The organism is Paranoxybacillus vitaminiphilus (assembly GCF_003259935.1).
Lineage (GTDB): Bacteria > Bacillota > Bacilli > Bacillales > Anoxybacillaceae > Paranoxybacillus > Paranoxybacillus vitaminiphilus.
Window position 1 is genome coordinate 1 of record NZ_QLMH01000015.1, and the last position, 24,342, is coordinate 24,342.

Consider the following 24,342-nt stretch of genomic DNA (forward strand, 5'->3'; position numbering starts at 1 on the left):
AAAGAGATTATCCAAAAATATATTCAAGAACAAGGTCGTTAGGGCTTACATCCCCTAGCCTAAAGGCGTAGGGGTTTTTCGCCCATCCTTATAAAAGCATTCCATCTGTTGTTCATTGTTATCACCTTTTCACGCCTATTGAGATATCGGACACTTATTTGGAGTTCTGCTTTTTTGGGGGATTAACTTTCTTAACCTTTTCTCCCCCATCAAAATGTCGACCGTATGTTTTTTACAAAGTTATTGGTCTTCATGTTTTATCCATGTTTTCATGGCAACCCCACTTCTCAAAAAATGTTAAAAATTCAATGAATCGCTAAACTTCTCTTTCTCAAATTTTACCTAATAACAAGCTAAAATAATGTTGAAACATGTCGAAAAAAGATGAAAGAAAACAATTTTCTATTGTGCGATATAGATGAAATCATCAAAAAGACTCTGTCAGAAGCTTTGTAAAAAAACCAGGTAAAACCGAAAAAATGAATCAGTTAAATGATAAGCATTAAGTCATGATTAAGGTTTTGTTCAACCATTCACAATTCACAGACTAATAAATTGAGACATTTGGCTTGTTCTCTTATAATTACCATCAATAAGTAAATATTTTTAAATGGGGGAGAAAATATGGAAGCGAAACAAACAGTATTTGTGAATGAATTTACGAATGGGATTTTAGATCCCAATGGTGAAATGCTTGGACCTGTAAAAGATGGCGGGTATATTATTGCTAATACTGCTCCTGGATGTTGGGGACCGATGATTACACCTTGTATCCGTGGCGGTCATGAGGTAACTAAACCTGTTTTTGTAGAAGGAGCAGAAGTGGGAGACGCTATTGCCATTAAAATTAAATCAATCCGTGTAACTTCAATCGCCACTTCATCGGGAAATGATAAGCCGGTAGAGGGAAGATTTTTAGGGGATCCATTTGTTGCTGTAAAATGTCCTGAATGCGGAACGCTATATCCGGAGACTAAGATTGAGGGAATAGGCCAAGAGGCCATTCGTTGTGCAAATTGTGGTGCAGATGTATCACCATTTGAATTTACTAATGGTTATACGATCGCTTTCGATTCCAACAAGAATATAGGAGTTACTTTGCATAAAGAGGCAGCAGAACAGATTGCTAGAGAAGGTCGCTATTATATGGCGACACCTGATAATTCAGTACAAAATCCGATTGTAACATTTGCTCCGCACGATTTGGTTGGAACAGTTGCAAGAGTTCGCCCATTCTTGGGTCAGCTTGGTACGACACCTGCACGACCTTTACCAGATTCCCATAATGCCGGGGATTTTGGTCAGTTTTTAATAGACGCTCCGCATGAATATGCTATAACACGGGAACAATTAAAAGATCGTACCGATGGACATATGGATATTAATCGGGTACGGGAAGGCGCTGTTCTCATTTGTCCTGTAAAAGTGCGAGGCGGCGGTGTTTACCTCGGGGATATGCACGCTATGCAAGGAGATGGTGAAATAGCAGGGCATACGACTGATGTAGCCGGAATAGTAACTCTTCAAGTGAAAGTCATTAAAGGTTTAAATATGGATGGTCCTATTCTTTTACCTGTAGAAGAGGATCTTCCTTATCTGGCAAAACCTATTACTAAGAAAGAAAAAGAGATGGCACTTGATATAGCGGAACAATGGGGTGTAAAAAAATTAGAGGAATCCCTCCCTATTTCCTTTATTGGAACGGGGGCAAACTTAAATGAAGCAACTGAAAATGGTTTAAAAAGAGCCGCCGAGGTTTTAGGGATTACAGTTCCGGAAGTAATGAATCGGGCAACGATTACAGGTTCTATCGAAATTGGCAGACATCCAGGCGTAGTAACGGTAACGTTCTTATGCCCTGTAGAATATCTAGATAAGATTGGCATTACTCAATTAGTACGCGATCAATATATCCATTCTTTAGAGTAGTTTATATAGAATCGCATGGTAGTCGTAATCATGTCAAGGAAGTACTTAACACAATTTAGCGCAAGAACAGACAGCTATTGTTGTTCTTAGGAACAAGCAAAATTATAAAGATACCCCATACCGCGATGAAGGGGTATGGGGTTGTTTTTTGTACATTTCTTATTTTATACAACCAAACGGAACTTTTCTAAATGTCGAATCATTTCCTTTCCAATTTCAATGGAAGCAGTTGCGGCCGGAGAAGGGGCATTTAAAATATGAATAGAACGATTGCCATGAACAATATAAAAATCATCAACAAGCGTCCCGTCTTCTTTTAGTGCTTGTGCCCGCACTCCTGAAGGACCTGGAAGCAAATCATTTTCTTGAATATCAGGCATTAATTTTTGGACACTTTTCACAAATTGTCTTTTTGAAAAAGACCTTACCATTTCTTCTACTCCCTCTTTCATATATTGAGATGCAAGCTTCCAAAATCCTTTAAAATAAAGTACGTCTTTCATATCTCTTAAGCTAAAATCTGTTTTTAAATATCCCTCCCGCTTAAAGCTCAACACAGCATTAGGACCAACATCAACGGTGCCATCGATCATTCTTGTAAAATGGACCCCTAAAAATGGAAAATTGGGATTCGGTACGGGATAAATTAAGTTTTTTACTAAGTATCTTTTTTCCGGCTTTAATTGATAATACTCTCCCCTAAACGGAACAATTCTTACATCCGTTTTAATATTAGCCAGCTTTGCAATGCGGTCTGAATGAAGACCAGCACAATTAATATAAAAAGAGCCTTTTATTGTCCCATGATTCGTATCGATCACCACTTCATCCGCTGTTTCTGTAATCGATTCCACCATGTGATTTAAAAGAATGTGTCCGCCTTTTTCCTGGATGAGTTCGGCCATTTTTTCAGCTACTTTTTTATAATTGACAATCCCGGCCATCGGAACATGAATCGCTTTCATTCCATTTACGTGCGGCTCCAAAGTTTATTTCAAGAAAAATTTTAAAAAATTAAGAAAATAAATCGAATATTAGTGCAACATTGTTTTTCTCCCCCATCTAATTACGTTGGTTTGAAACGATTATCTGTTATTTTTGAGGAATTTTAAACCGCTGTTGTTGTGGGGATTTTATCATCGGCTTTAACGGTCGGTGAAAGGAACGCTCTTCAACTGGTAATAGTGACTTAAAAACGGCATGTAAATAATCTTCTCCTCCATAGTGGTCAAGAATACAAGCATATCTCCCAAAATGACCACCAACTACGACAAGAATAGAGAATAAAAACGAATAAGCGAACAGTGACAGGCACTGCTCGCTATATTCGCTCCCAAACATTTTGCATATACCCGATCTTATTCTTCCACTGCATTTTGCTTATCGTAAGATTTTATTTTCTACTTTCTGTAACACTTACCGGTGGAAAAAGCTCTTAGAGACCATGGAATGAAAATCATTTTTACAAGGTTGTTTCTTTCTACTCCAAAAGATAATGAAAATAGTAGCTATTAATCCTAATATACCTGCAAAATAAAATCCAGCTACGATCCCTATAGCCGAATTCAACATTCCTGCAAGCAAGGGTCCTGCAAACATACCAATCGCATACAAAGCTTGATAAGCCCCCATAGCTGTAGCTCTTTTTTCATGCGGAACGGATTCTATCGACATTCCTAATAACAATGGGAAAAGGAGTCCTTGTGAAAATCCATTAACACCCTGAACAATACATAACAACCCTTTTGTATCAATAAGCGGAGTTATAAGCGTGAATAAGGCACTGAACAAAAATGCGATAAATAAAGATTTCCACTTTCCTAAAATAGGAACAAATACTTTTCCCATAAAAAGTGTCGCAACTGCATGGGGGATCATAAACGAAAACACGATAAAACTGAGATCATTTGCCCGAAGCCCTATATGTAATGCATACATAGGTATAAATCCAAACATTGTCGTAAAAATAATGCTATGGGCTAAAATAGATAGTAAAGAGACTTTTAAAAGTGTCGGTTCTCTAATGACCGATACGAGGTCCTTAAAATGTATCGGCGCTCGCATAATTCCTTCTTTTTTCGGTTCATAAATGAAAAAAGAGAGAACCGTGCCAATGATACCGAGAATCCCACCTATCCAGAATGGGGCATGCCATCCCCACTCATTGACAATATAACCACTGAAAGACATACCCATTAGCTGGGCTAACACCACAACAAAGGAAATACTGCTCATTGCCCGATGAACTTCCTCATCTACAAAATAACTCGAATATAAAACGGTGAAAGCAACCCATGTCGCTGCCGCAACACCGGCAAATGCCCGAGATAAAAGCGCCCATCCTAAACTATCCGTTAATGCAAACGTCAAACCGCTCACCATCGCCATCAACATTCCGAGTATAATAAACGGTTTCCTTCGCTTTATAAAATCAGAAGCCATTCCAATAGGAAGCCGAAATAAAAACTGCATAAGTCCGTAACTGCTTAAAACAACACCGATAAATGTGTACGTCCCTCCTAATAACTCAAGATATGGAGATAAAATCGGCAGATAAATAAAATTTGAAAACCAAAACACAAATGAAGCGATTAAAAAGAGGTATCGATCTCTGGCAGAAGAAAGTGTCCGCAACTTATCACCTCCTTGTTATTTCGTTATTTCATTCGATTTTATGGCATATTATACTTTAAAATTCCCAATTAGTGTCTGTAACTTCTCCGCCATTTTGGATAACGTATGAGCAGCTGTAGAAACTTCTTCCATCGACGCTAATTGTTCTTCCGTTGCCCCGGATACTTCCTGTGTGCTGAGGTAGGCTGATTCTGTAATCTCCTCAACATGCTTCATCGACTGTACGATCTGTTCTGTTCCTGAGGCTATGTGTACGACAGTGGATGACACATTTTGTATTTGAGCAGTCGCATCGCAGACTGTATCGTGAATATGCGCAAACGATTCATCCGCCATATGGACTAATTGTATGCCAGATGCTACTTCTTCTGTTACATCCTCCATCGATGTGACTACTTTATTTGTCTCTTGTTGAACTTTACTGATTAATAAGGAAACTTGTTGGGCAGATTGGGAAGATTGTTCTGCCAGCTTGCGGACTGCATCCGCTACCACGGCAAACCCCCGTCCATGTTCCCCTGCCCTCGCTGCCTCTATTGTCGCATTTAACGCTAATAAATGCGTTTGTGCAGAAAATTCGGTAATCGCTTCAATAATGTGATTAATTTCTTTTGAATGTGTTCCTAACTCTTTTACTACATTGGACAATTCGCTTACCGTTTGACTAATTAACGTCATCTGTTGGACTAGCGTTTCCATTACTTTTCTTCCTTCTGCTGACTTTTCAGAAGCTTCTATCGCTTTAGAGGAAACAATTTGGATACGGTCTGCAATTTGTTGTACAGCGAAAGACATTTCTTGAACTGTTCGGGAAGTATAGTCGACATTTTCCACTTGCTTATGGATACCCGCTGATACTTCCTGCATCGTAGTAGCAATTTGTTCAGTTGCTGTTCTCGTTTGCTCGGCTGTTGCGGTTAATTCTTGGGAAAACGATGCCACTTGTTCGGCATTCCCACTTACTTCCTGAATAAGCTGGCGGAGATTCTCCCTCATAATATTAAACGATTCTGCCAACTCACCAATTTCGTCTTTGCTGTTGACTGGAACAGGACCTAACGTTAAATCGCCAAAGGCAATTTTTCGAGCAGCATTTGACACCATCACAACCGGCTTGACAATCATTTTAGAAACCATCCATCCAATGAACAACAAAAGAAATACAACGAAGAGACAAACCGGAATAAGTATGGAAAACATTCGCATAACAAGCCGATTATTTTGAGCGATTTGCTGCTCTAAAAGTTGCTGTTCGAGATTGGCTAGTTTCTTTGCCTCTTTCTGCATATCATTGGCAAATTTATTGAACATATCCGCAAATGAAGCGATTAGTTGAACGGATGCGTCATCATCCCTGTATTGAGTCACCTGCCCCGTTACATTCAAAAACCCTTTATTTAATCTTTGTAAATTCCAAATGTAACGTTGCTCTTCTTTTGTTTCTACTAATTCTTTTGTATTTTGTAGAATAGCTGCTAGCTCCCGATTGGCTTTCTCCATATCTTGGATAGACTGCTGATTTCCTGATATTAAAAATGCCTGTAACCGACTAATTTGCTCTAATGCTTGTAGTTGAATGTGATCCGTATTGCGCAATACGACCATTCTCCGATGAAGGAAATCGTCATACGAACGGTTGATCACGGTGAAATAATAATAGAATATACCTGCCGTCAAGAAGAACAACAGCCCTATCGCCAAAAAGACCATCCATACTTTTTGCCGAATGGTGGTAAATGGCTTTTTCTTCAAATACTTTCCCATACGTTTCATTCCTTATCCTCTAAACAATTGTCTTGATTCGGGTGTAATTGCGGACTTTTTCGGCTTTTCCAGATGAACCAAATTCCCTCATCTTCTGTTTTACTGTATCTTTCACAGCTTCCCGTGCCGCTCCTAAATATTTCCGCGGATCATATAATGTTGTGTTTTCTTCTAGCACACGGCGAATAGCCTCAGTAAACGCCATTTGATTTTCCGTATTGACGTTAATTTTCGCAGTGCCGCAGGAAATGGCGCGGCGAATGTCATGTATCGGTATGCCGGTACCGCCATGTAAAACAAGCGGAACGCCGGTTAATGTTTGGATTTGTTTCATTTGCGAAAATCCCAGTTTAGGCTCTCCTTTATACGGACCATGAACAGACCCTAATGCCGGCGCTAAGCAATCAACGCTCGTTTCTTTTACGAGACGCTCGCATTCTTCTGGAATCGCATACATCGCCTCGGCTTCATCGACGATAAGGTCATCTTCTTGTCCACCGATTCGTCCTACTTCTGCTTCTACGGAAACACCTAAAGCATGAGCGGCTTCCACCACTTTTTTCGTTTGGGCTATATTGATATCCAACGGATAATGCGATGCATCAATCATGACGGAAGTAAATCCTGCATACATCGCTTGCAGACATTGTTCATACGATGAGCCGTGATCCAAATGCAAGGCAACAGGAACGGTAATGTTGTACTCCTTCACTAGCGCTTTGACCATCGCTGCTGCGAGATGAAAGCCGCCTAAATGAGGAATATAGCCTGGACTCACGGCCAAAATGACCGGGGACTTTTCCTCTTCTGCTGCTTGTAAGATGGCCTGGGCAAATTCCAAATTATTAATATTAAAATGGCCAACGGCATACTTTTCTTCCAATGCATGGTGCAACATATTTGTCATCGATACTAACGGCATTTCACCTTCTCCTCCCCATGTATGTAAAAAATGTTTCAGCGATAATGAAAGAGTACCAAGCGGAAATCGCTTGATACTCAAGAACCGTTACCAACGAACCGTAACCATTTTCTTACGCGTATAGAACTCTACTCCATCCATACCATTAGCATGAAGATCCCCATAGAAAGAGTTTTTCCAGCCAGAGAACGGGAAAAACGCCATCGGTGCAGGTACGCCTAAATTTACTCCTAACATTCCCGCATCGATTTCTTCGCGGAATTTGCGGACATTGCCCCCATCTCTTGTATAAATGCAAGCACCGTTGGCAAACGGGGATTTATTGGCAACTTCGATCGCTTCATCCAATGTATTCACTCGAACAATCGATAAGACAGGAGCGAAAATTTCGTCTTTCCAAATCGTCATATCAGGTGTGACACGGTCAAAGATAGTCGGACCTATAAAATATCCGTTTTCATTCGCAGCAGGATCTTTACGGCCGTCCCGTATTAAAAGAGCCCCTTCATTTTCGCCCGTTTCGATATATTTCACTGTTCTTTCCTTGTGAGAGCCGCGAATCACTGGACCAAGAAATACGTCTTCGTCCAATCCGTTGCCAATTTTAATTTCATTAGCTGCTTTCACTAATTTTTCAATGAATGGTTCCGCAATGTTCCCTACAGTCACTACAACAGAAGTAGCCATGCATCGTTCTCCGGCAGATCCAAATGCCGCGTTAATAATTTGCTGAACGGCTAAATCTAAGTCCGCATCCGGCATCACAATGGAATGGTTTTTCGCACCGGTCAAAGCTTGCACACGTTTTCCATGAGCGGCTGCTGTTTTATACACATATTCACCGACCGGTTGCGACCCCACAAAGGAAATGGCTTTCACATCCGGATGCTCTAATAGTCCGTTCACGACATCGTGTGCTCCGTGAACAATGTTCAACACGCCGTCCGGAAGCCCTGCTTCTTTAAATAGCTCCGCCAACCGGTTCGCAAGCATCGGTGTGCGTTCTGATGGTTTCAAAACAAACGTATTTCCGCAGGCAATCGCTAACGGGAACATCCAGCAAGGCACCATCATTGGGAAGTTGAACGGCGTAATCCCGCCGACAACCCCGATTGGATAACGATACATGCCGGATTCAATACCGACTGCAATATCAGGAAGCTGTTTTCCCATCATTAATGTTGGTGCCCCAGCGGCAAACTCGACACATTCGATGCCACGTTGTACTTCCCCATACGCTTCGTTATAGCTTTTACCGTTCTCTAGCGTAATGAGACGAGCAAGCTCTTCCCAATGCTCGACAAGCAATTGTTGGTATTTGAACAAAATCCGGGCTCTGCGCGGTACCGGCGTTTTGCTCCATGTTTTAAATGCTTCTTTTGCCGCTTTTACGGCTTCATTTAAATCTTCTCGCCTGGAAATCGGAACATAAGCTAAAATTTCTCCTGTCGCCGGGTTCGGAACAATTTCCGTTTTTCCAGATGTCGATTCGACCCAGCGCCCTCCAATATAGTTTTTCAATGTCTGCACACTAGCTGTTGTTGTCATTTTTATCTTCTCCTTTCATTATTTAATATTTATTATGTCGTGATAATTTCTCCATTCTTGCATTTCCGGATGTAACTTTCGATTTGCTCCAATGTCGGCATTGCATCCGAACTACTATGGCTCGAAATAACAATCGAAGCAGCAGCAGCACCGTATTCCATCGATTTTGAGATGTCCCAGCCTTGCATTAATCCATAGATAAAAGCAGCTGCATAAGAGTCCCCCGCGCCAAATGTTTTGATAACATTTGCCGGAAAAATCGTTCCTTTGAATACTTCTCCTTCTTTCGTATACGCAATCGAACCGTCTTTACCGTGTTTAATAACGATGATTTTCGCTTGATAGTCAAACCATTTTTTCGCTGTTTTCTCATCATCGCCCCGGTGATCCTCAAATTGCTCCATTATATCAAATTCTTCCCGGGTTCCGATGATGACATCGCACTTTTCTGCAGCTAGATGATAATAAATAGCGGTTTCTTCTCTTGAATTCCAAGTGTAAGGACGATAATCAAGATCAAAGAAAACGACCGTACCATGTTTTCTAGCATAGTCAAGTGCCAAGAATACAGCTTCCCGGGACGGACTTTTAGCTAGGGCTGTTCCGGAAATTAAGATGGCTTTTGCCTGTTTGATGTACTCTTCTTTCACATCTTTCGGCTCCAATTTTAAATCCGCTACATTATCCCTATACATGAGGATACTGCAGTCGGTCGGACTTTTGATTTCAGTAAATGCAAGTCCTGTTACACTTCCAGATTTGTCAGTAATTACACTAGATGTATCAATTCTATTTTCTTTTAAGTAATTGATAATGAACCGTCCCATCTGATCGTCTGCCACACGACCGATAAATCCCGTTTTCATCCCTAAGCGGGACATTCCGATGGTAATATTGGCAGGGGATCCCCCTACATACTTCGTAAACGTCACCGTTTCCTCCATCGGGCGGTTCATTTCGTTCGCATTCAAATCGATGCATAATCGACCGATGGCGATAAAATCTAACGGCTTTTCCAGATCAAATGTTAAATGATTCATCAAACGGCCTCCCTTTCTTCTATGAACGTTTCGCTGCTAACTTACTTTCCATTACCCATTCATGATCCGGATCATTATGAAACTTCCATGTCCGAACCGGTCCAGCCATGACGTTCAAGTAGTAGACCTCATATCCCGGCGGTGCCGAAACAGGATGATAACCTTTAGGAACTAATACGACATCGCCATTTTTTACGATCAGTGTTTCATCTAAAGAGCGGTCATCCGTATACACTCGTTGTACCGCAAACCCATGACCCGGATGGATTTTATGATAATACGTTTCCTCCAAATAAGACTCATGAGGTAGATTATCTTGATCATGTTTGTGAGGAGGGTAACTCGACCAATTCCCTTCAGGTGTAAACACTTCTACCACTAGTAAGCTATCTGCCGGCTTTTGTTCAGGAAGAATGTTATGAATCTTTCTTTCAATGTTTCCAGCTCCTCTTATTTCTATCCCAACGTCCTCAGGAGCAATTAATCGGGCAGGATACGTGCCTTTTCCCGGTGCCAAACAAACAGCGATTTCGAGATCGGTCACCGCCTCTACTTCATAAAAATCCTCAGATGGAACATAAACAGAATATGGCGGGATTTTTTCAAATACATTCATTCGCTCGCCAATGTTTTTCCATTGTTCTTTTTTCGTTGAAACCGTTGCTTTTCCGCTCAGAAGGACGAGGCAAGCTTCTTGCTTACCGGTTTCTCTTTTCAAAGTCTGTCCTTTTTGTAGGACATAGACTTCAAACCCCACATACCCCCAGCCAGCCGATTCCGGGGTAACACTCAATACTTTTCCTTCTTTATCGGGCCTGTGACTGGGAACTATCAAGTGGCTCATACATCTCCCACTCCCTTATCTTTGTTTCACATCCATGACAGATTGGATGATAAAATCAATATATTCCTTCGCCATTTTTGCGTATTTATATGGATGAGCTACAGCCGGATCCTGTTCTGCTTCTACAATGATCCAACCATCATAGTTTTTTTCTACTAATTTCTCGAAAATAGGAGCAAAATCAATACAACCGTCTCCTGGCACAGTAAACATCCCTCTCAGCACAGCACTACGGAAGTCCAAATTTTCCCTCCTAACCTCTTCAAGAACCTCACGTCGAACATCTTTTAAATGGATATATTGAATTCGATCATAATAGTTGTTCAAAAGTTCTAATGGATCATAGCCACCATATAGAGCATGACCTGTATCGTACAATAAATGTACGAGATTCGGATCGGTCAACTCCATTAAACGGTCAATCTCTTCAGCAGTTTCAACGACCGTGCCGGCATGAAAATGATAGACTAGCTTCATGCCATATTCACGGCATATATTGGCTGCTCGATGCAACCCATCGACTAGCGATTGCCATTCTTTATCTGTTAACTTTTGAATTATTTTATCATCAGAAGAACGTCGAGGATCCCAGTGCATCGAGCCGCCCATTTCACACACAATCACATGCTCGCAACCCATTTCTTTTAGATACTTAACCCATTGACTAAACGATTGAAGCTCTTCTTCCAGACGGCCCTCATCAGAAAATAATACGCCTACAAATTTGCTTGCCAGTTGTATTCCGTACTTTTCTAATTTCGCCTTCAAGGATGAAGGGTCTTGTGAGAAAAGCCGCCCCATTTCCGTGGAAATGTACCCAAGGGAGGACATTTCGGATAAAACTTGATCTTGCGTATAATGGTCGCCAAGACCAGGAATATCATCATTGACCCAGCTAATCGGAGCAATGCCGATGCGAAAGTTGGTCTGTGTCTGATTTATTGGCATCATTCACACCTCTATTTTGGATTTGATTTTTTACGATTTGCTTCTTTCTCAGTATTTTCTTGCCTTTTTTAGATTGTTTTCCTTCTTCAAATAAGCCTCATTTACTTTTGGATTATTTGAAGTGCCTGCAATGCCAACATGCCACCATGATTCATAACCGTGGGTCATCGTTTTTGGAAGAACTTTAATATCGATTAATGTAGACACGGTTTGTTTTTTGGCATCTTCAATGGCTTCCTTAAGTTCTTTGAGAGTATGAACCTTATAGGTTTTCACACCATATCCAGCAGCGCTTTGGGCAAAATCTATTTTCATCAGTTCTCCATCCAGACGACCAGTTTCTGGATTGCGATAGCGGAATTCCGTTCCAAAGCTGCCCATTCCATTTTCCATTTGCAGGTTGTTGATACATCCGAAACCAGCGTTATCCAATAAAATGACGTTGATTTTTTTGCCTTCTTGAATGCTAGTGACAAGCTCAGAATGAAGCATTAAGTAGCTTCCATCACCAGCAAAGGCATAGACTTCTTTATCCGGTTCAGCCATTTTCACTCCAAGAGCGCCGGAAATTTCATATCCCATGCACGAGTAACCGTATTCCATATGATACGTATTCGATTTTCTGGATACCCACATTCTTTGCAAATCCCCTGGAAGACTTCCCGCAGCTCCCACGATAATCGCATCTTCATCAATAAGTTGGTTGACTAGGCCTATCACTTCTGTTTGAGTCAGGCATGAGCCAAATGATTCGTGGAATTCAGGAAGTACCTCATCGAGATGACCCGCTACCTCAGGCGTAAATCCTTTTTCTTTGTATCGTATTTCATACAAACGGTTCAGCTCAGTCTTCCATGCATCTTTTGCCGCTTCGATTTCACTCGTATAACTTGAACGATAGCCAATCGCTTCTAGTTCTCGTTCAAGAGCAAGAAGAGCTAACTTGGCATCGGCAACAATCTTGACCGCATCCAGCTTGTAAGCATGATATTCGGAAACATTAATCGTTAAGAAATCAACCTCAGGATTTTGAAACAACTGTTTGGATCCAGTTGTAAAATCTGAATATCTTGTGCCTATTCCAATAACGAGATCCGCTTCTTTCGCAATTAGGTTGGCGGCAAGGTTTCCGATTACTCCAATCCCCCCCAGATTATATGCGTGGGTGCTTTCAATCGCACTCTTTCCTGCTTGAGTTTCACCATAAGGGATATTGAACTTTTCGGAAAAACGCTTTAATACATCGGCCGCTTCCGAGTAACGGACACCCCCGCCGCAAATGATGATAGGCTTTTTCTTTCTCTTTATCAGCTCCACCGCATCTTTCAGATCAGACGCAGTCGGTACACGTCGTTCAATACGATGAACCCGTTCTTTAAAGAAATACTCAGGGAAATCATAAACCTCACCTTGAACATCTTGCGGCAGGGCAATCGTCACCGCACCTGTATCGGCAGGATCCGTCAATACACGCATCGCATGAATCATTGCTGTCATCAGTTGTTCTGGGCGGCTAATCCGATCCCAATATTTACTGACAGCACGAAATGCGTCATTGGTAGAAATCGTTAAATCATGATAGTGCTCGATTTGTTGAAGAACAGGATCAGGCTGCCTTGTCGCAAACGTATCCCCCGGAAGTAGTAAGACGGGAATGTTATTGGCAGAAGCCGTTGCTGCCGCTGTCACCATATTCGCCGCTCCCGGGCCAATAGAAGAGGTGCATGCCATAATTTGCTTGCGATGCTTTTGCTTGGCAAAAGCGACTGCTGCGTGAGCCATTCCTTGTTCATTTCTTCCTTGGTAGATTTCGAGTTCACCTGGGCCCTCTTCTAATGCCTGACCAAGACCAAGTACATTCCCATGACCGAAAATTGCGAAAATTCCTTTGACAAACTTTTGTTTCTTTCCATCAAATTCAATATATTGTTGATTTAAAAATTTAATTAACGCTTGAGCCGTCGTTAATCGAATTGTTTTCATTTTGTTCGTTTCCCACCTTCTTATTGGTGTTAAGCGCTTTATCTATTTTGCTTAAAATTATTCTATTTCAAAATATTTGCTTACCAGCTTCTCCATCTTTTCTTTCCCTACTTTGATCGCTCTCTCGACATCCCATTCCCAATACTCCGGTCTAAATAGTTCGATAGACACCATTTCCCGATAGCCAATCTTTTTTAATGTGCTTAAGATTAATTCCAAATCAATGGCACCTTCTCCTGGCCATACTCTGTGATGATCCCTTAATGCACCAACGGGTAGATCTTCACAGTCATCAATATGAAAGACAAAAATTTTATTCGGATCTGCTTTCTTTAAGTCTTCAATATTCGAGTTCATAGCATGGAAGTGAAAACAATCTAGAACGATTCCTACATTATCCCTGTTCACCTCTTTTACAATTTCATAGGCTTGATTGAACGTATTAACGGAACAGTTAGGATATCCACAAAACTCGAATGCTAATTTTACACCATAAGGTTCTGCTAAATCTGCCAGCTCATTTAGAACTCTTACAGTTTCTACTTTTATCTGTGATTTGGTGTAATCTCCAATATCAAAGCTTGGAACAACAATAATCTTTTTGCAATTTATCGCTTCGCCAACTTTACACAGGAATTGCAAATCATTTATAATTTGTCGATATCCAGCTTCATCTCTGAAATTAATAAATTCTAGCGCATTAAAAGCATATGGCTTGATCCTATTATTTTCGAAGAAGGTTTTTAAATCTTCTACAGAATGATCTAACAAAAATTCCTTTAACTTATCTAACCTAATTTCAATTAATTCATATCCATATTTTTCACAAAGCTCTAAATCCATTTTTAATGTTGATTTTTTCATTGTTGTAGCTTGATTAAACGCTATTTTCATCGTAAATTCCCTCACCTATCATTAACCTTAGGATTTTCTGTTCTTCCGGGAATCAATAAAGACAGCGACCGTGATAATGACCCCTTTTAATATTTGTTGCCAATACGGAGATACATTTAATAGATCAAGTCCATTATTCATAACACCTATGATAAGGGCGCCAATAATGGTTCCACCAATGGCTCCAATCCCCCCAGCCAGACTCGTACCGCCAATGACGGCTGCGGCAATCGCATCCAGCTCATACATGACTCCTGCTGTTGGCTGACCAGATGAGATGCGGGAAGTAAGAATAATTCCTGCAACGCCTGATAATAAACCAGCATATCCATAAACAAAGATTTTGTACCTATCGACATTGACTCCAGCGATCATCGCGGCTTGTTCATTACCGCCGATTGCATATACATATTTTCCAAATTTAGTTTTATTTAAAAGAATATAGGAAATCAAACCCACAACTCCAAAGATAATAATCGGAACAGGTATACCCAGTACAGATCCTTGACCTATAAACTTGAAGGAATCAGATAAATTCCCAACCGGTCTTCCATCGGTAATTAGCAACGCCGCACCTCTTGCAGCAGTCATCATACCTAAAGTTACGATAAAAGGAGCAATTTTCGCTTTTGAAATAATCGTTCCGTTGATTACACCCGTAAGAAGTCCTAAACCAAGTCCGATAGCAATCGGAACAATAAGAGGATAGGTATCCGGATGAGCAAAGCTAGCTGCTGCAACAGAAACAAGCGCAATGACCGAACCTGACGATAGATCAATACCTGTAGTGATAATGACTATCGTAACGCCTATGGCCACAATTCCTACTACGGACATTTGCCTCACGATATTAAGTAAGTTTCCAGTTGTAAAGAAAGTTGGTGAAAGAATCGACATCAAAATAATTAAAGCAATAAGAATAAACAGCATTCCGTATCGATTCAAAATACGAGAGACTTTTTCTTTGGAACTACTAGATACTTTAGACTTTTCACGTTTATCCACAACCGAAACTTGGCTACTCATCTGTACACCCTCCAGTCATTTATTATTGATCTTTAAACCTTACTCAACTCACCGGTTGCCAATTTCATTATTTTCTCCTGTGTAGCCTCCTCTCTGCTCAATTCTCCCATTTTTCTACCTTCGTGCATTACTAAAATCCGGTCACTTAATCCTAATATTTCTGGCATCTCTGAGGAGATAACTACAATAGCCTTTCCTTTTTCGGCTAGATCAAAAATAAGGTTATAGATTTCTGATTTAGCGCCTACATCAATCCCTCTTGTTGGCTCATCTAAAAACAAAATATCAGGATCGCGAAGGAGCCATCTGGCGATTAAAGCTTTTTGTTGGTTCCCGCCGCTTAAATATTTGATTATTTGGTTTAGGCTGGGCGTTTTGATAGCTAATTGTTCGGAAAGAGTTTTACAATCAGCATGAATTTTCTTTTGCTTTAGAAAACCGCCTTTTGTATATTCGTTTATATTGACAGTAATCATATTGTCTTGAACTGAAAGAGGCAGAAATAAACCTGTTAATTTTCTATCCTCTGTCAATAATCCCATCCCATATTTAATCGCATCACGCGTGGAGCGAATATTCACTTTTTTACCATTAATGTAGATTTCACCTGAATCAGGTGGAGTGATTCCGAATACGCTCTCCAATACTTCCGTTCGTCCGGACCCCATCAAACCAGCAAAGCCTAGTATTTCACCTTTTCTAACTTCAAAACTTACATTTTCAAATTTGCTTTTTTTCGATAAATTTTTAACTGACAAGGCTACTTCTTTGATTTCTACGATTTCTACCTGTTTTTTATTAAATATTTGATTTAATTCCCTTCCCACCATCATTTCGATTAATTCATCTTTTGTGATTTGAGTACTTGGTTTTGTTCCTACATACTTTCCATCCCTTAAAACGGTAACTTCATCAGTAATTTGTGATAGCTCATCCATTTTATGTGTAATATAAATAATCGATACCCCGTCTTTTTTAAGAGAACGTATAATTTTAAACAGATGATTAACCTCTTTTTCAGTAATAGCGGATGTTGGTTCATCCATAATGATGAGCTTCGAGTTATAAGAAATCGCTTTCGCAATTTCGACCATTTGTGTATTGGCAATGCTAAGATCAGCCATCTTTGCATTCGGATCAATATCAATTTCTAGTTTTTCAAATAATTGTCTTGTCTTTTCTTCAAGTTCCTTTGCTTTCACCCAGCCCGTAAATCCATAGCTAGGTTCTCTTCCTAAAAAAATATTTTCTGCCACAGTCATATTCGGTATCGGACTGAGCTCTTGATGAATCATCGAAATCCCTTTATCAAGCGCGGTTTTAATACTAGAAAATTTTAACTCTTCACCATCGAATTTAATGATACCGCTATCGGGCGTATAAATCCCAATCAATATTTTCATTAACGTTGATTTACCTGCACCGTTCTCACCCATTAAGGCATGCACAGTTCCTTTTTTTACCTTGAGCTGTACATTATCCAAAGCTTTAACACCAGGAAATTCCTTTGTGATATTTAGCATTTCTAATATATAGTCTCTACTCATACCCTTTACCCCATTTTCGATAGGATTAATTTTTTGGTGAAAGGACTGACCCATAAGTTCACGTGCATGTCACAATCTATTGTTCATTTATCCAATGCTATGTCCTCTATGTTGGTTGTAGGTCTGGCACTTGGCTCTTGGGTCAGTCTTATTTTGCGATTTATTGTTATGAGTCTAAGACACTACTGCCATTTTTTGATATACTCTTCGACATTATCTTTCGTTACCAATTCATACGGGATCCAGTTGAACTTTTCTACATTTTCACCTTTAGCTGCTTTAATAGCGATTTCTAGTCCACCTTGACCCTGTCCCTTGGCATTTTGGAAAACGGTTACCTTTAATTTTCCGGATTTTACATATTCTAAAGCATCTGGTGTAGCATCAATTCCCGCTACAACAACGTCTTCTAGTTTTCCTGCATCTTCCAATGCCATAATCGCTCCGATCGCCATTTCATCATTATTAGATACAACGGCATCAATTTTCTTACCAGACTGAAGCCAGTTTTCCATTAAGGTCATACCTTTCGCTCGATCCCATTCTGCTGTTCCTTCGAGTACTACCTTCATATCTGGATGTTTTTCAATAATTTGTTTATTTCCTTCCGTTCTTTTAATTTGTGCCTCATGGCCCATCTGACCATTCATAATCGCGATATTGCCTTTTCCGTTAAGTAATTTCGCCACTTCTTCCATTTGCATTAAACCGGCTTTAATGGACTCTGAACCAACATAAGCAGTAGCATTCTCTACGCCTTCATATTGTCTGTTAACAACTACAATAGGTACGTTTGCTTCATTTGCTTTATTAACCATTTCCGGTGCAGAGACGGTGTCGACTGGTACGAGTACAATTGCATCGACCTTCTGTTGTATGAAGTTCTCTACTTGGGATAACTGTTTACTGGCATCATTCATCGCATCCACATAAATAACTTCCACATCTTTTTGCGCTTTTTCGTATTCCTTCATCCCATCCTGCAAATAGCTCAACCACTTATCATCAAAATCAGGTAGCGCTGCCCCAATGACAATCTTGTCTTTTTCTCCTGATTGACTCGAAGTTTGTTGCGACGATTCTTGTTTTTCGCCGCATCCAGAAATGAAAGCCGCACTGAGCAGTAATAAGATAATGAATAAAATCAACCTCTTTTGAACTTTCATAGATTCAATCCCCCTTGTTTAACTTGTTTAAACTATTTAACAAGTATGTCACAAAACCTCTTACTCTACTAAAACGTACATAGATTTAATAACTTTTTCCCGAACATCCCCCCTTCACGTGAACAGTTTTGCCACTATCAAAGGATTCAGTAGCCGCAATTGCGATTTCAAGATTCACTTTACCGTCTATTTCCGTGACCTTTGGTGTTTGCTTATTTTGAACACATTCGATAAAATGAACTAGTTCTAAACGATACGCATCATTAAATCTAGTTTGGAAATCTGGAATGATCTCATAAGTACTACCTTTAGAATTTAATAAAGTTACATTTTGATTTCTAAGTGTTCCGATAAAAATTGAGCCTTCCGTACCAATAATTTCTGTTCGAATGTCGTGACCATAAGGTGAGTTTCGGCTTGCTTCAATATCTCCTGCCGCACCAGAGTCAAAATGCACATACGTAATCGCTTGATCGACATCCTTAAATTCTTCCATAAACGGGTGTAATAATACTCTTCCGTGTGCAGAAACCGAGGTAATTTCCGCTCCCATTAGATATCTCGCAATATCATAATCATGAATCGAAACGTCTAAAAATACGCGACCACTGTGCTTAATAAACTCAGCAGGCGGTGAACCGGCATCACGAGTAATTCCTTTAAAATAAATCGGCTTGCCAATGTCTCCTGCTTCGATTCTTCGCTTTGCTTCTGCATAGGCCGGATCAAATCTTCGCATAAAGCCAACTTGACAAATGACGCCAGTTTCTTTAATTGTTTGAATGATTTCATCTGCTTCTGCTAAGTTTTGTGTTAATGGTTTTTCAACAAAAACAGCCTTTCCGTTTTTTGCGGCTCTTTGAATCATGTCTGCATGAGTGCTGGTAGGGGTAACGATGACGACTGCATCAACACGAGGATCTTCAAATACTTCATCCGGGTTTTGTGTCCAATGTTCAATGCCGAATTCCTTTGCAAACTGTTCAGAACGACCTTCCATCGGATCAACGACACTAACCAATTGGGCCCCGCCAATTTGATGGGTGGCTAAATTTTTGGCGTGATGATATCCCAATCGCCCTAAGCCAAGTACCGCACAACGAATCGTCATGAAACAACACACCTTTCAATAAAATGTAATCGCTTTCTTTAAGTTGTGTATATAATGGTACAATCCAGTTGTTTTTAACCCCCAATTAATTCCCTCAATTTTAATAATTCAGATATTTTCACCCATTTTCCTGTTCGAACTGATTGTTCAACCGCTTCAAGCACCGCCTGATTACGAACTCCATCCTCGAAATTTGGTGCAGGACTGTACCCTTTTGAAATTCCATACATCATCTCTACCAACAAATTGATAAATGTATGTTCGTAGCCAATAATGTGACCGGCCGGCCAATAAGACGCAGCATATGGGTGTTCGACTTCGGTGCAATTGATCGTCCGAAACCCTTGAAGCCCCGGTTCGTCGTCTTCCAAATAAACTTGCAAGTTGTTCATATTTTCCATATCCCAGCGAATCGAACCTCTTTCGCCGTTAATTTCAAAACGATTTCCTGCACGATTTCCTCGACTAAAGCGAGTGACTTCAAAAACACCTAAAGCTCCATTTTCGAAACGTGCCAAAAATGCAGTAGCATCATCTACATTGACCTCTCCCCATTGACCGCTTTCTGCACGTCCCTTCAAGTGAATATCCATATCACCTAAAGGACGTTTTTTAATAAAGGTTTCCATCATTCCAATAACTTCACTGAACTCTCCAACTAAGAAACGTGCCAAATCAATAATATGTGCCCCAAGATCGCCATGGGTACCTGAACCGGATACTTCCTTACGAAGGCGCCATATCAACGGAAAATCCGGATCCATCAGCCAATCTTGAAGGAAAGTTGCACGTATATGATAAATTTTTCCTAATCGACCTTGCTCAATCAATTTTTTCGCAAACTGTACGGCCGGAGCAAATCGATAATTGTGACAAATCATATGAACAACACCGGCTTTTTTCACTGCATGGAGCATTTCCAAGGACTGATCCAAAGTTAACGCTAACGGCTTTTCACAAATAATATGTTTTCCCGCTTCCGCAGCTGCTATCGCAATCTCCGCATGCGTATTGTTCGGTGTAACGATATCAATGACATCAATATCATCACGCTCGATGAGACGGCGCCAATCTGTTTCATACGATGCCCATCCCATCTTTTCTGCAGCCTGTCTAACACCTTGTTCATCGCGTCCGGCGATCGCTTGCAAGATCGGCACAACATCTGTATCAAAGAAAAACGGAATATCCCGAAAAGCATGACTGTGGGCTTTGCCCATAAACTTGTAACCAACCATTCCTATTCGAACTTGTTTTTTGCTCATATTGTCACCTACTCTGTTTTATTGTGATGGTGCTGTTTGACGGAAATCGATCATTTTACCAGTTTTAGCGCTTTCATAAATGGCCTCCAGCAATTGAATGGAACGGAATCCATCCTCAGCTGTCACAGGAGGCTTCGTTCCATGAACAATAGCATCAATAAACAAACGATCTTCTTCGGCATAACCCCATTTTTCCTCTATAGACAGTTGATAAAAATCACTAATTTTCGCAGGTTGATTCAAGCTAGGAGAATACATCACTTTCTCCAGTTCTTGTGTTGCGATGGTAGAATATTTTCCATAAACTTCTAAACTCTCAAATGGGAAACTCCATCCAGCATGTGCATAAGTAACAAAATTGGCAATTGTTCCTGATTTAAATGTCATCATAATCGCAAATGTATCCATTTCCGCATCAGAAATATTTTGTCTCCCTTCACAATAAACGGTCTGCACTTCTCCGAATAAGTAACGGCACATATCCATTAGGTGAAAAGGAGTTTCATAAAGGAACCCACCTGTAACCTTCGGATCAGCTGTCCAAGGGGGATTTAACAACTCTCCACGATTCATTTTTATATGCGCTAAATACGGTGTTACCTCTCCCGAAGCGATTAATTGCTTTACTCTTTTATAAACAGAAGCATAGCGACGATTCATTCCCAAATTGTATACCGCTTTTGATCTTTCTGCCGCCTTTTTAATTTCCTCTGCTTCCTTCAAAGAAGTGGCCATTGGTTTTTCAGAAAATACATGAATGTTATTTTGCAGACACTTTAATACCGGTTCTACATGCAATGTATTAGGAGTCGTTACATATACCGCATCAACACCAAGCTCAAATAAATCTTCTAAACTTCTAACTGCTTTTGCCTCTCCTATTTCATTAGCTAAAGCAACCGCTCTTTCTTCCGAAATATCAGCAACACCAATAATCTCTACTCTTTTATCTTTCTTTAGAATAGAGGTGTGCACCTTAGCAATTCCACCTGCTCCTAAAATTCCAACTTTTACTTGTGACATATATAAGTCTCCCTTCGAATTGTTAAATATTTTCGGTAGAATAACCACAGTCTGTCAATTTGTTTCAGATTGTAGATAAACTTATTATCCCAACTTTAACAAATGTGGTTAAGCGCTTTCTCTAATATCACTTCATGTTCTTTACAAGTTTTTGAAAACAAATTATATTAAGCTAATTCGATGACTTTCTGGAAAAACTTTATGGAGATCTGCTGTTTTTTCTAAATGATGAAAATGAAAGTTTTGATTCACTTTACAAACCATATCTATATAAATCAAACTTGATTTTTCAACCTATTTTAAAAGGCGAACAGAACACTGGTTGATTTTTATGCTTAATTCACATGTTGAGAGTTTAAGTTGGATTTATATAAATATACGATTGCGTTTTTCTCTCCTTCCCTTAAAATTTTCTTTGTTAAAGAACTTATTTTCAAATTTTTGAGTAAGCGCTTTCCTTTTGTTTTTATTTTATATATTCCCTCCGCTTTTTGCAATACTTTTTTTAGAATTTATTGAATTTTTAAAATTCATATTTAATTTATGCTCATATTTATCCTTCACGTTAGAATTCCTAAAGTTTATCAAATTTGTTTAGATTGAAAAAGCGATACAAATAAGAGATTTAGGTTCGGGCAAAAGAGAAATTGTGACGTTTTATATATGTTGAAAAATCAATCTGCATTTATATATCCCCCCCAATCTTCCACTAAATAAATGATTAAAACTTCCCTATAGGATAAGGACAAACACATTAATAATCCGAAGTAAATAGAAAATGTAGGCAAAGAAATATTCTTTCACTAAGATGAAACGTAACCATTGAACATGCACATACTAAAAATAACCAACAAAAACACGACTATTCTCTTAAAGAGATGAGCGTATTTTTGTTGGTTATTCAAGTTAGTGAAACATTCTATTTCCTCTTCTTATATTCAATTAATTTTGTGTTGAAGTTCCTGTGGAGAAAACAAGCGGAAAAACACTTATATGAGCGGCTCGATCTATGCAAAATATTCCATAAAAAATAGAGCTGTTCCAAAAGCAAAGTGTCATATCTCACAATACAATATATAGAACGTAGCACTAGATAAATGAATGAATAATTGCATTTTGAAGTGTATGTGAGATCAGACACTTATGGATCAGCCTCATCAAAAAAGATTCTCTTAACTTGATGGATATGAGATACAACTCATATTTTCCTATATAAGGAAACGAAAAAAGCTACTTACTTACATTTTCTTTTGTAGAATTACGAATGATTAGCTCAGGTGGCAAAATCACCCGTTGCTTTGTATGTTTTTCTTCTTCTATTCCGCGTACCAGTAAGTCTACCACTTGACGCCCCATTTCATCTATCGGCTGTGCAATAGTAGTCAACGGAGGATCTACAATAGTAGCTAATATCGTATTATCAAATCCTACAACAGATAAATCATTAGGTATATTAAGTCCTAATTCTTTGGCAGCTTGATATACGCCAACAGCAAGGGCGTCAAAGCAGGCAAAAATGGCTGTCGGCCTTTGTGATGATTTAAGCAACTCAAGTGCTGCCCGTTTACCATCCTCCATAGAATAGTCTGTACATATTACTAACTTTTCATTATATTCCAATCCGTTTTCCTCTAGTACTTGTCGATATGCTTGAAAGCGGTATTTGTCACTGGTTCGGCTTAAGTTTCCTAGCATAATTGCAATCTTTTTATGACCTAAAGACACTAAGTGAGAGGTAGCTAGATACCCCCCTAAAAAGTCATCTACTCTTACTACATCAATGGCTAACTCTGGGATATCCTGAGCAATAAGTGCAATAGGAAAATTTTCACGCAACAATTCATTTAATACGGTATAATTTTTAGTTGTTGTCCCAATAATGATTCCATCTACACTTTTCTGTTTTAATAAAGAAAGATACATTTCTTCCGTATCTGGGTTATTATCTGTATTACACATTAAAACGTTAAAGCCTAATTCTCTTCCCCGGTCTTCTACCTTTCTGGCTATTTCTGAAAAAAATGGATTGGCGACATCGGGGATAATGAGCCCTATAGTACGTGTGCGTTTTCCAGTTAAAGCGGATGCTACTATACTTGGCTGATAATGCAATGTTTCCATTACTTCTAAAACTTTTTTTCTCGTCTTTTCACTAATTCGACCGGTATTATTGATTACTCTTGAAACAGTAGCAATGGATACACCGGCTTTTTTAGCAACATCGTAAATAGTTACCTTCATTTTTCACCAATCTTTCGTGTGTAAATCGTTTTAGGCTAACAACTAAAGTTTTTAAAACTTATGGGTTTCACCGGATTAGGAAAGCGCTTGCTCAATCTTATATCTTAAGTTTACACCTCACTGCGTCTTTTTTCAACATTTCTGAATTTTGATTTTTTAATTAAAGTACTTAAATCTCTTTCTAAATAAATAAAACAAGTAAACGTATTTTGCGCAAAATTAACCACAAAACGTTCTTTACTTATATTTTTACCATTACTGCCTTATTTCTAAATCCTATATATGTACCTTAAATACGAGAATCCTTCTTTAATATACGTAATTCCATCATAGATATTTTCTTTATCTCTCCAAATAACACTAAATATCATATAACTCTCCATCATAAGTGGATTTCTCTGTCTTTGTTCTTCCCGCTGATACAAAACTGGCAATCTGATTCTGTGCGAACGTTTGG

Annotated in this window: 17 protein-coding genes and 1 pseudogene; 1 reads left to right on the plus strand and 17 read right to left on the minus strand. The window is 39.4% G+C overall.

The genetic code is table 11. The annotated features are described in order from the left end of the window. Positions 1 to 624 precede the first annotated feature (624 nt). Positions 625 to 1,929: an acetamidase/formamidase family protein gene (locus B0I26_RS13955; RefSeq protein ID WP_111646040.1), complete on the plus strand. Its 1,305-nt coding sequence runs from the start codon at positions 625 to 627 to the stop codon at positions 1,927 to 1,929. A gap of 164 nt (positions 1,930 to 2,093) precedes the next feature. On the opposite strand, the pseudogene lhgO reads toward B0I26_RS13955, so the two are convergent. From lhgO to B0I26_RS14040, 17 genes and pseudogenes are all read right to left on the minus strand, one after another. Further along, positions 2,094 to 2,915, minus strand: a pseudogene (lhgO, locus tag B0I26_RS13960) (L-2-hydroxyglutarate oxidase); the annotation flags it as partial. A gap of 430 nt (positions 2,916 to 3,345) precedes the next feature. Then, positions 3,346 to 4,563 (minus strand): MFS transporter, encoded by a 1,218-nt coding sequence (locus tag B0I26_RS13965; RefSeq protein ID WP_111646042.1) that lies wholly within the window; start codon positions 4,561 to 4,563, stop codon positions 3,346 to 3,348. A gap of 48 nt (positions 4,564 to 4,611) precedes the next feature. Further along, positions 4,612 to 6,336, minus strand: coding sequence for a methyl-accepting chemotaxis protein (locus tag B0I26_RS13970; protein WP_245934804.1), 1,725 nt, complete (start codon positions 6,334 to 6,336; stop codon positions 4,612 to 4,614). Positions 6,337 to 6,346: 10 nt separating this feature from the next. Then, complete coding sequence (fba, locus tag B0I26_RS13975; RefSeq protein WP_111646043.1) at positions 6,347 to 7,249, minus strand: class II fructose-1,6-bisphosphate aldolase; 903 nt, start codon at positions 7,247 to 7,249, stop codon at positions 6,347 to 6,349. An 87-nt stretch (positions 7,250 to 7,336) separates the two neighbouring features. After that, entirely contained in the window at positions 7,337 to 8,797 is a 1,461-nt protein-coding gene (locus tag B0I26_RS13980) for a CoA-acylating methylmalonate-semialdehyde dehydrogenase (protein WP_111646044.1), read from the minus strand. 32 nt (positions 8,798 to 8,829) lie between these two features. Then, positions 8,830 to 9,837 carry a 5-dehydro-2-deoxygluconokinase gene (gene iolC, locus B0I26_RS13985; protein ID WP_111646045.1) on the minus strand — a complete coding sequence of 336 codons (1,008 nt, stop codon included), beginning with the start codon at positions 9,835 to 9,837 and terminating at the stop codon, positions 8,830 to 8,832. A gap of 19 nt (positions 9,838 to 9,856) precedes the next feature. Beyond that, entirely contained in the window at positions 9,857 to 10,681 is an 825-nt protein-coding gene (iolB, locus tag B0I26_RS13990) for a 5-deoxy-glucuronate isomerase (RefSeq protein ID WP_111646046.1), read from the minus strand. A gap of 15 nt (positions 10,682 to 10,696) precedes the next feature. Next, positions 10,697 to 11,629: a myo-inosose-2 dehydratase gene (gene iolE, locus B0I26_RS13995; protein WP_111646047.1), complete on the minus strand. Its 933-nt coding sequence runs from the start codon at positions 11,627 to 11,629 to the stop codon at positions 10,697 to 10,699. A 48-nt stretch (positions 11,630 to 11,677) separates the two neighbouring features. Then, complete coding sequence (iolD, locus tag B0I26_RS14000; RefSeq protein ID WP_111646048.1) at positions 11,678 to 13,612, minus strand: 3D-(3,5/4)-trihydroxycyclohexane-1,2-dione acylhydrolase (decyclizing); 1,935 nt, start codon at positions 13,610 to 13,612, stop codon at positions 11,678 to 11,680. A 57-nt stretch (positions 13,613 to 13,669) separates the two neighbouring features. Beyond that, a complete protein-coding gene (locus tag B0I26_RS14005; RefSeq protein ID WP_111646049.1) occupies positions 13,670 to 14,506 on the minus strand; it encodes a sugar phosphate isomerase/epimerase family protein in 837 nt (278 codons plus the stop codon). Between the two features lie 27 nt (positions 14,507 to 14,533). Then, positions 14,534 to 15,532 carry an ABC transporter permease gene (locus B0I26_RS14010; protein WP_111646050.1) on the minus strand — a complete coding sequence of 333 codons (999 nt, stop codon included), beginning with the start codon at positions 15,530 to 15,532 and terminating at the stop codon, positions 14,534 to 14,536. Positions 15,533 to 15,564: 32 nt separating this feature from the next. After that, positions 15,565 to 17,079, minus strand: coding sequence for a sugar ABC transporter ATP-binding protein (locus B0I26_RS14015; protein ID WP_111646051.1), 1,515 nt, complete (start codon positions 17,077 to 17,079; stop codon positions 15,565 to 15,567). 182 nt (positions 17,080 to 17,261) lie between these two features. Then, positions 17,262 to 18,245, minus strand: a complete 984-nt coding sequence (locus B0I26_RS14020) for a sugar ABC transporter substrate-binding protein (protein ID WP_111646052.1) — start codon at positions 18,243 to 18,245, stop codon at positions 17,262 to 17,264. Positions 18,246 to 18,330: 85 nt separating this feature from the next. Beyond that, entirely contained in the window at positions 18,331 to 19,356 is a 1,026-nt protein-coding gene (gene iolG, locus B0I26_RS14025; protein WP_111646053.1) for an inositol 2-dehydrogenase, read from the minus strand. Positions 19,357 to 19,430: 74 nt separating this feature from the next. After that, positions 19,431 to 20,621: a Gfo/Idh/MocA family protein gene (locus B0I26_RS14030; RefSeq protein WP_111646054.1), complete on the minus strand. Its 1,191-nt coding sequence runs from the start codon at positions 20,619 to 20,621 to the stop codon at positions 19,431 to 19,433. An 18-nt stretch (positions 20,622 to 20,639) separates the two neighbouring features. Beyond that, positions 20,640 to 21,644, minus strand: coding sequence for a Gfo/Idh/MocA family protein (locus B0I26_RS14035; protein WP_111646055.1), 1,005 nt, complete (start codon positions 21,642 to 21,644; stop codon positions 20,640 to 20,642). A 1,230-nt stretch (positions 21,645 to 22,874) separates the two neighbouring features. After that, positions 22,875 to 23,885 (minus strand): LacI family DNA-binding transcriptional regulator, encoded by a 1,011-nt coding sequence (locus B0I26_RS14040; RefSeq protein ID WP_111646056.1) that lies wholly within the window; start codon positions 23,883 to 23,885, stop codon positions 22,875 to 22,877. Between the last annotated feature and the right edge of the window lie 457 nt (positions 23,886 to 24,342).

Excerpts from the sequence above, each read along its gene's own strand:
- B0I26_RS13955 (WP_111646040.1), top strand. The coding sequence starts at position 625 with ATGGAAGCGAAACAAACAGTATTTGTGAATGAATTTACGAATGGGATT.
- B0I26_RS13970 (WP_245934804.1), bottom strand. The coding sequence starts at position 6,336 with ATGAAACGTATGGGAAAGTATTTGAAGAAAAAGCCATTTACCACCATT.
- fba (WP_111646043.1), bottom strand. The coding sequence starts at position 7,249 with ATGCCGTTAGTATCGATGACAAATATGTTGCACCATGCATTGGAAGAA.
- B0I26_RS13980 (WP_111646044.1), bottom strand. The coding sequence starts at position 8,797 with ATGACAACAACAGCTAGTGTGCAGACATTGAAAAACTATATTGGAGGG.
- iolC (WP_111646045.1), bottom strand. The coding sequence starts at position 9,837 with ATGAATCATTTAACATTTGATCTGGAAAAGCCGTTAGATTTTATCGCC.
- iolB (WP_111646046.1), bottom strand. The coding sequence starts at position 10,681 with ATGAGCCACTTGATAGTTCCCAGTCACAGGCCCGATAAAGAAGGAAAA.
- iolE (WP_111646047.1), bottom strand. The coding sequence starts at position 11,629 with ATGCCAATAAATCAGACACAGACCAACTTTCGCATCGGCATTGCTCCG.
- iolD (WP_111646048.1), bottom strand. The coding sequence starts at position 13,612 with ATGAAAACAATTCGATTAACGACGGCTCAAGCGTTAATTAAATTTTTA.
- B0I26_RS14005 (WP_111646049.1), bottom strand. The coding sequence starts at position 14,506 with ATGAAAATAGCGTTTAATCAAGCTACAACAATGAAAAAATCAACATTA.
- B0I26_RS14010 (WP_111646050.1), bottom strand. The coding sequence starts at position 15,532 with ATGAGTAGCCAAGTTTCGGTTGTGGATAAACGTGAAAAGTCTAAAGTA.
- B0I26_RS14015 (WP_111646051.1), bottom strand. The coding sequence starts at position 17,079 with ATGAGTAGAGACTATATATTAGAAATGCTAAATATCACAAAGGAATTT.
- B0I26_RS14020 (WP_111646052.1), bottom strand. The coding sequence starts at position 18,245 with ATGAAAGTTCAAAAGAGGTTGATTTTATTCATTATCTTATTACTGCTC.
- iolG (WP_111646053.1), bottom strand. The coding sequence starts at position 19,356 with ATGACGATTCGTTGTGCGGTACTTGGCTTAGGGCGATTGGGATATCAT.
- B0I26_RS14030 (WP_111646054.1), bottom strand. The coding sequence starts at position 20,621 with ATGAGCAAAAAACAAGTTCGAATAGGAATGGTTGGTTACAAGTTTATG.
- B0I26_RS14035 (WP_111646055.1), bottom strand. The coding sequence starts at position 21,644 with ATGTCACAAGTAAAAGTTGGAATTTTAGGAGCAGGTGGAATTGCTAAG.
- B0I26_RS14040 (WP_111646056.1), bottom strand. The coding sequence starts at position 23,885 with ATGAAGGTAACTATTTACGATGTTGCTAAAAAAGCCGGTGTATCCATT.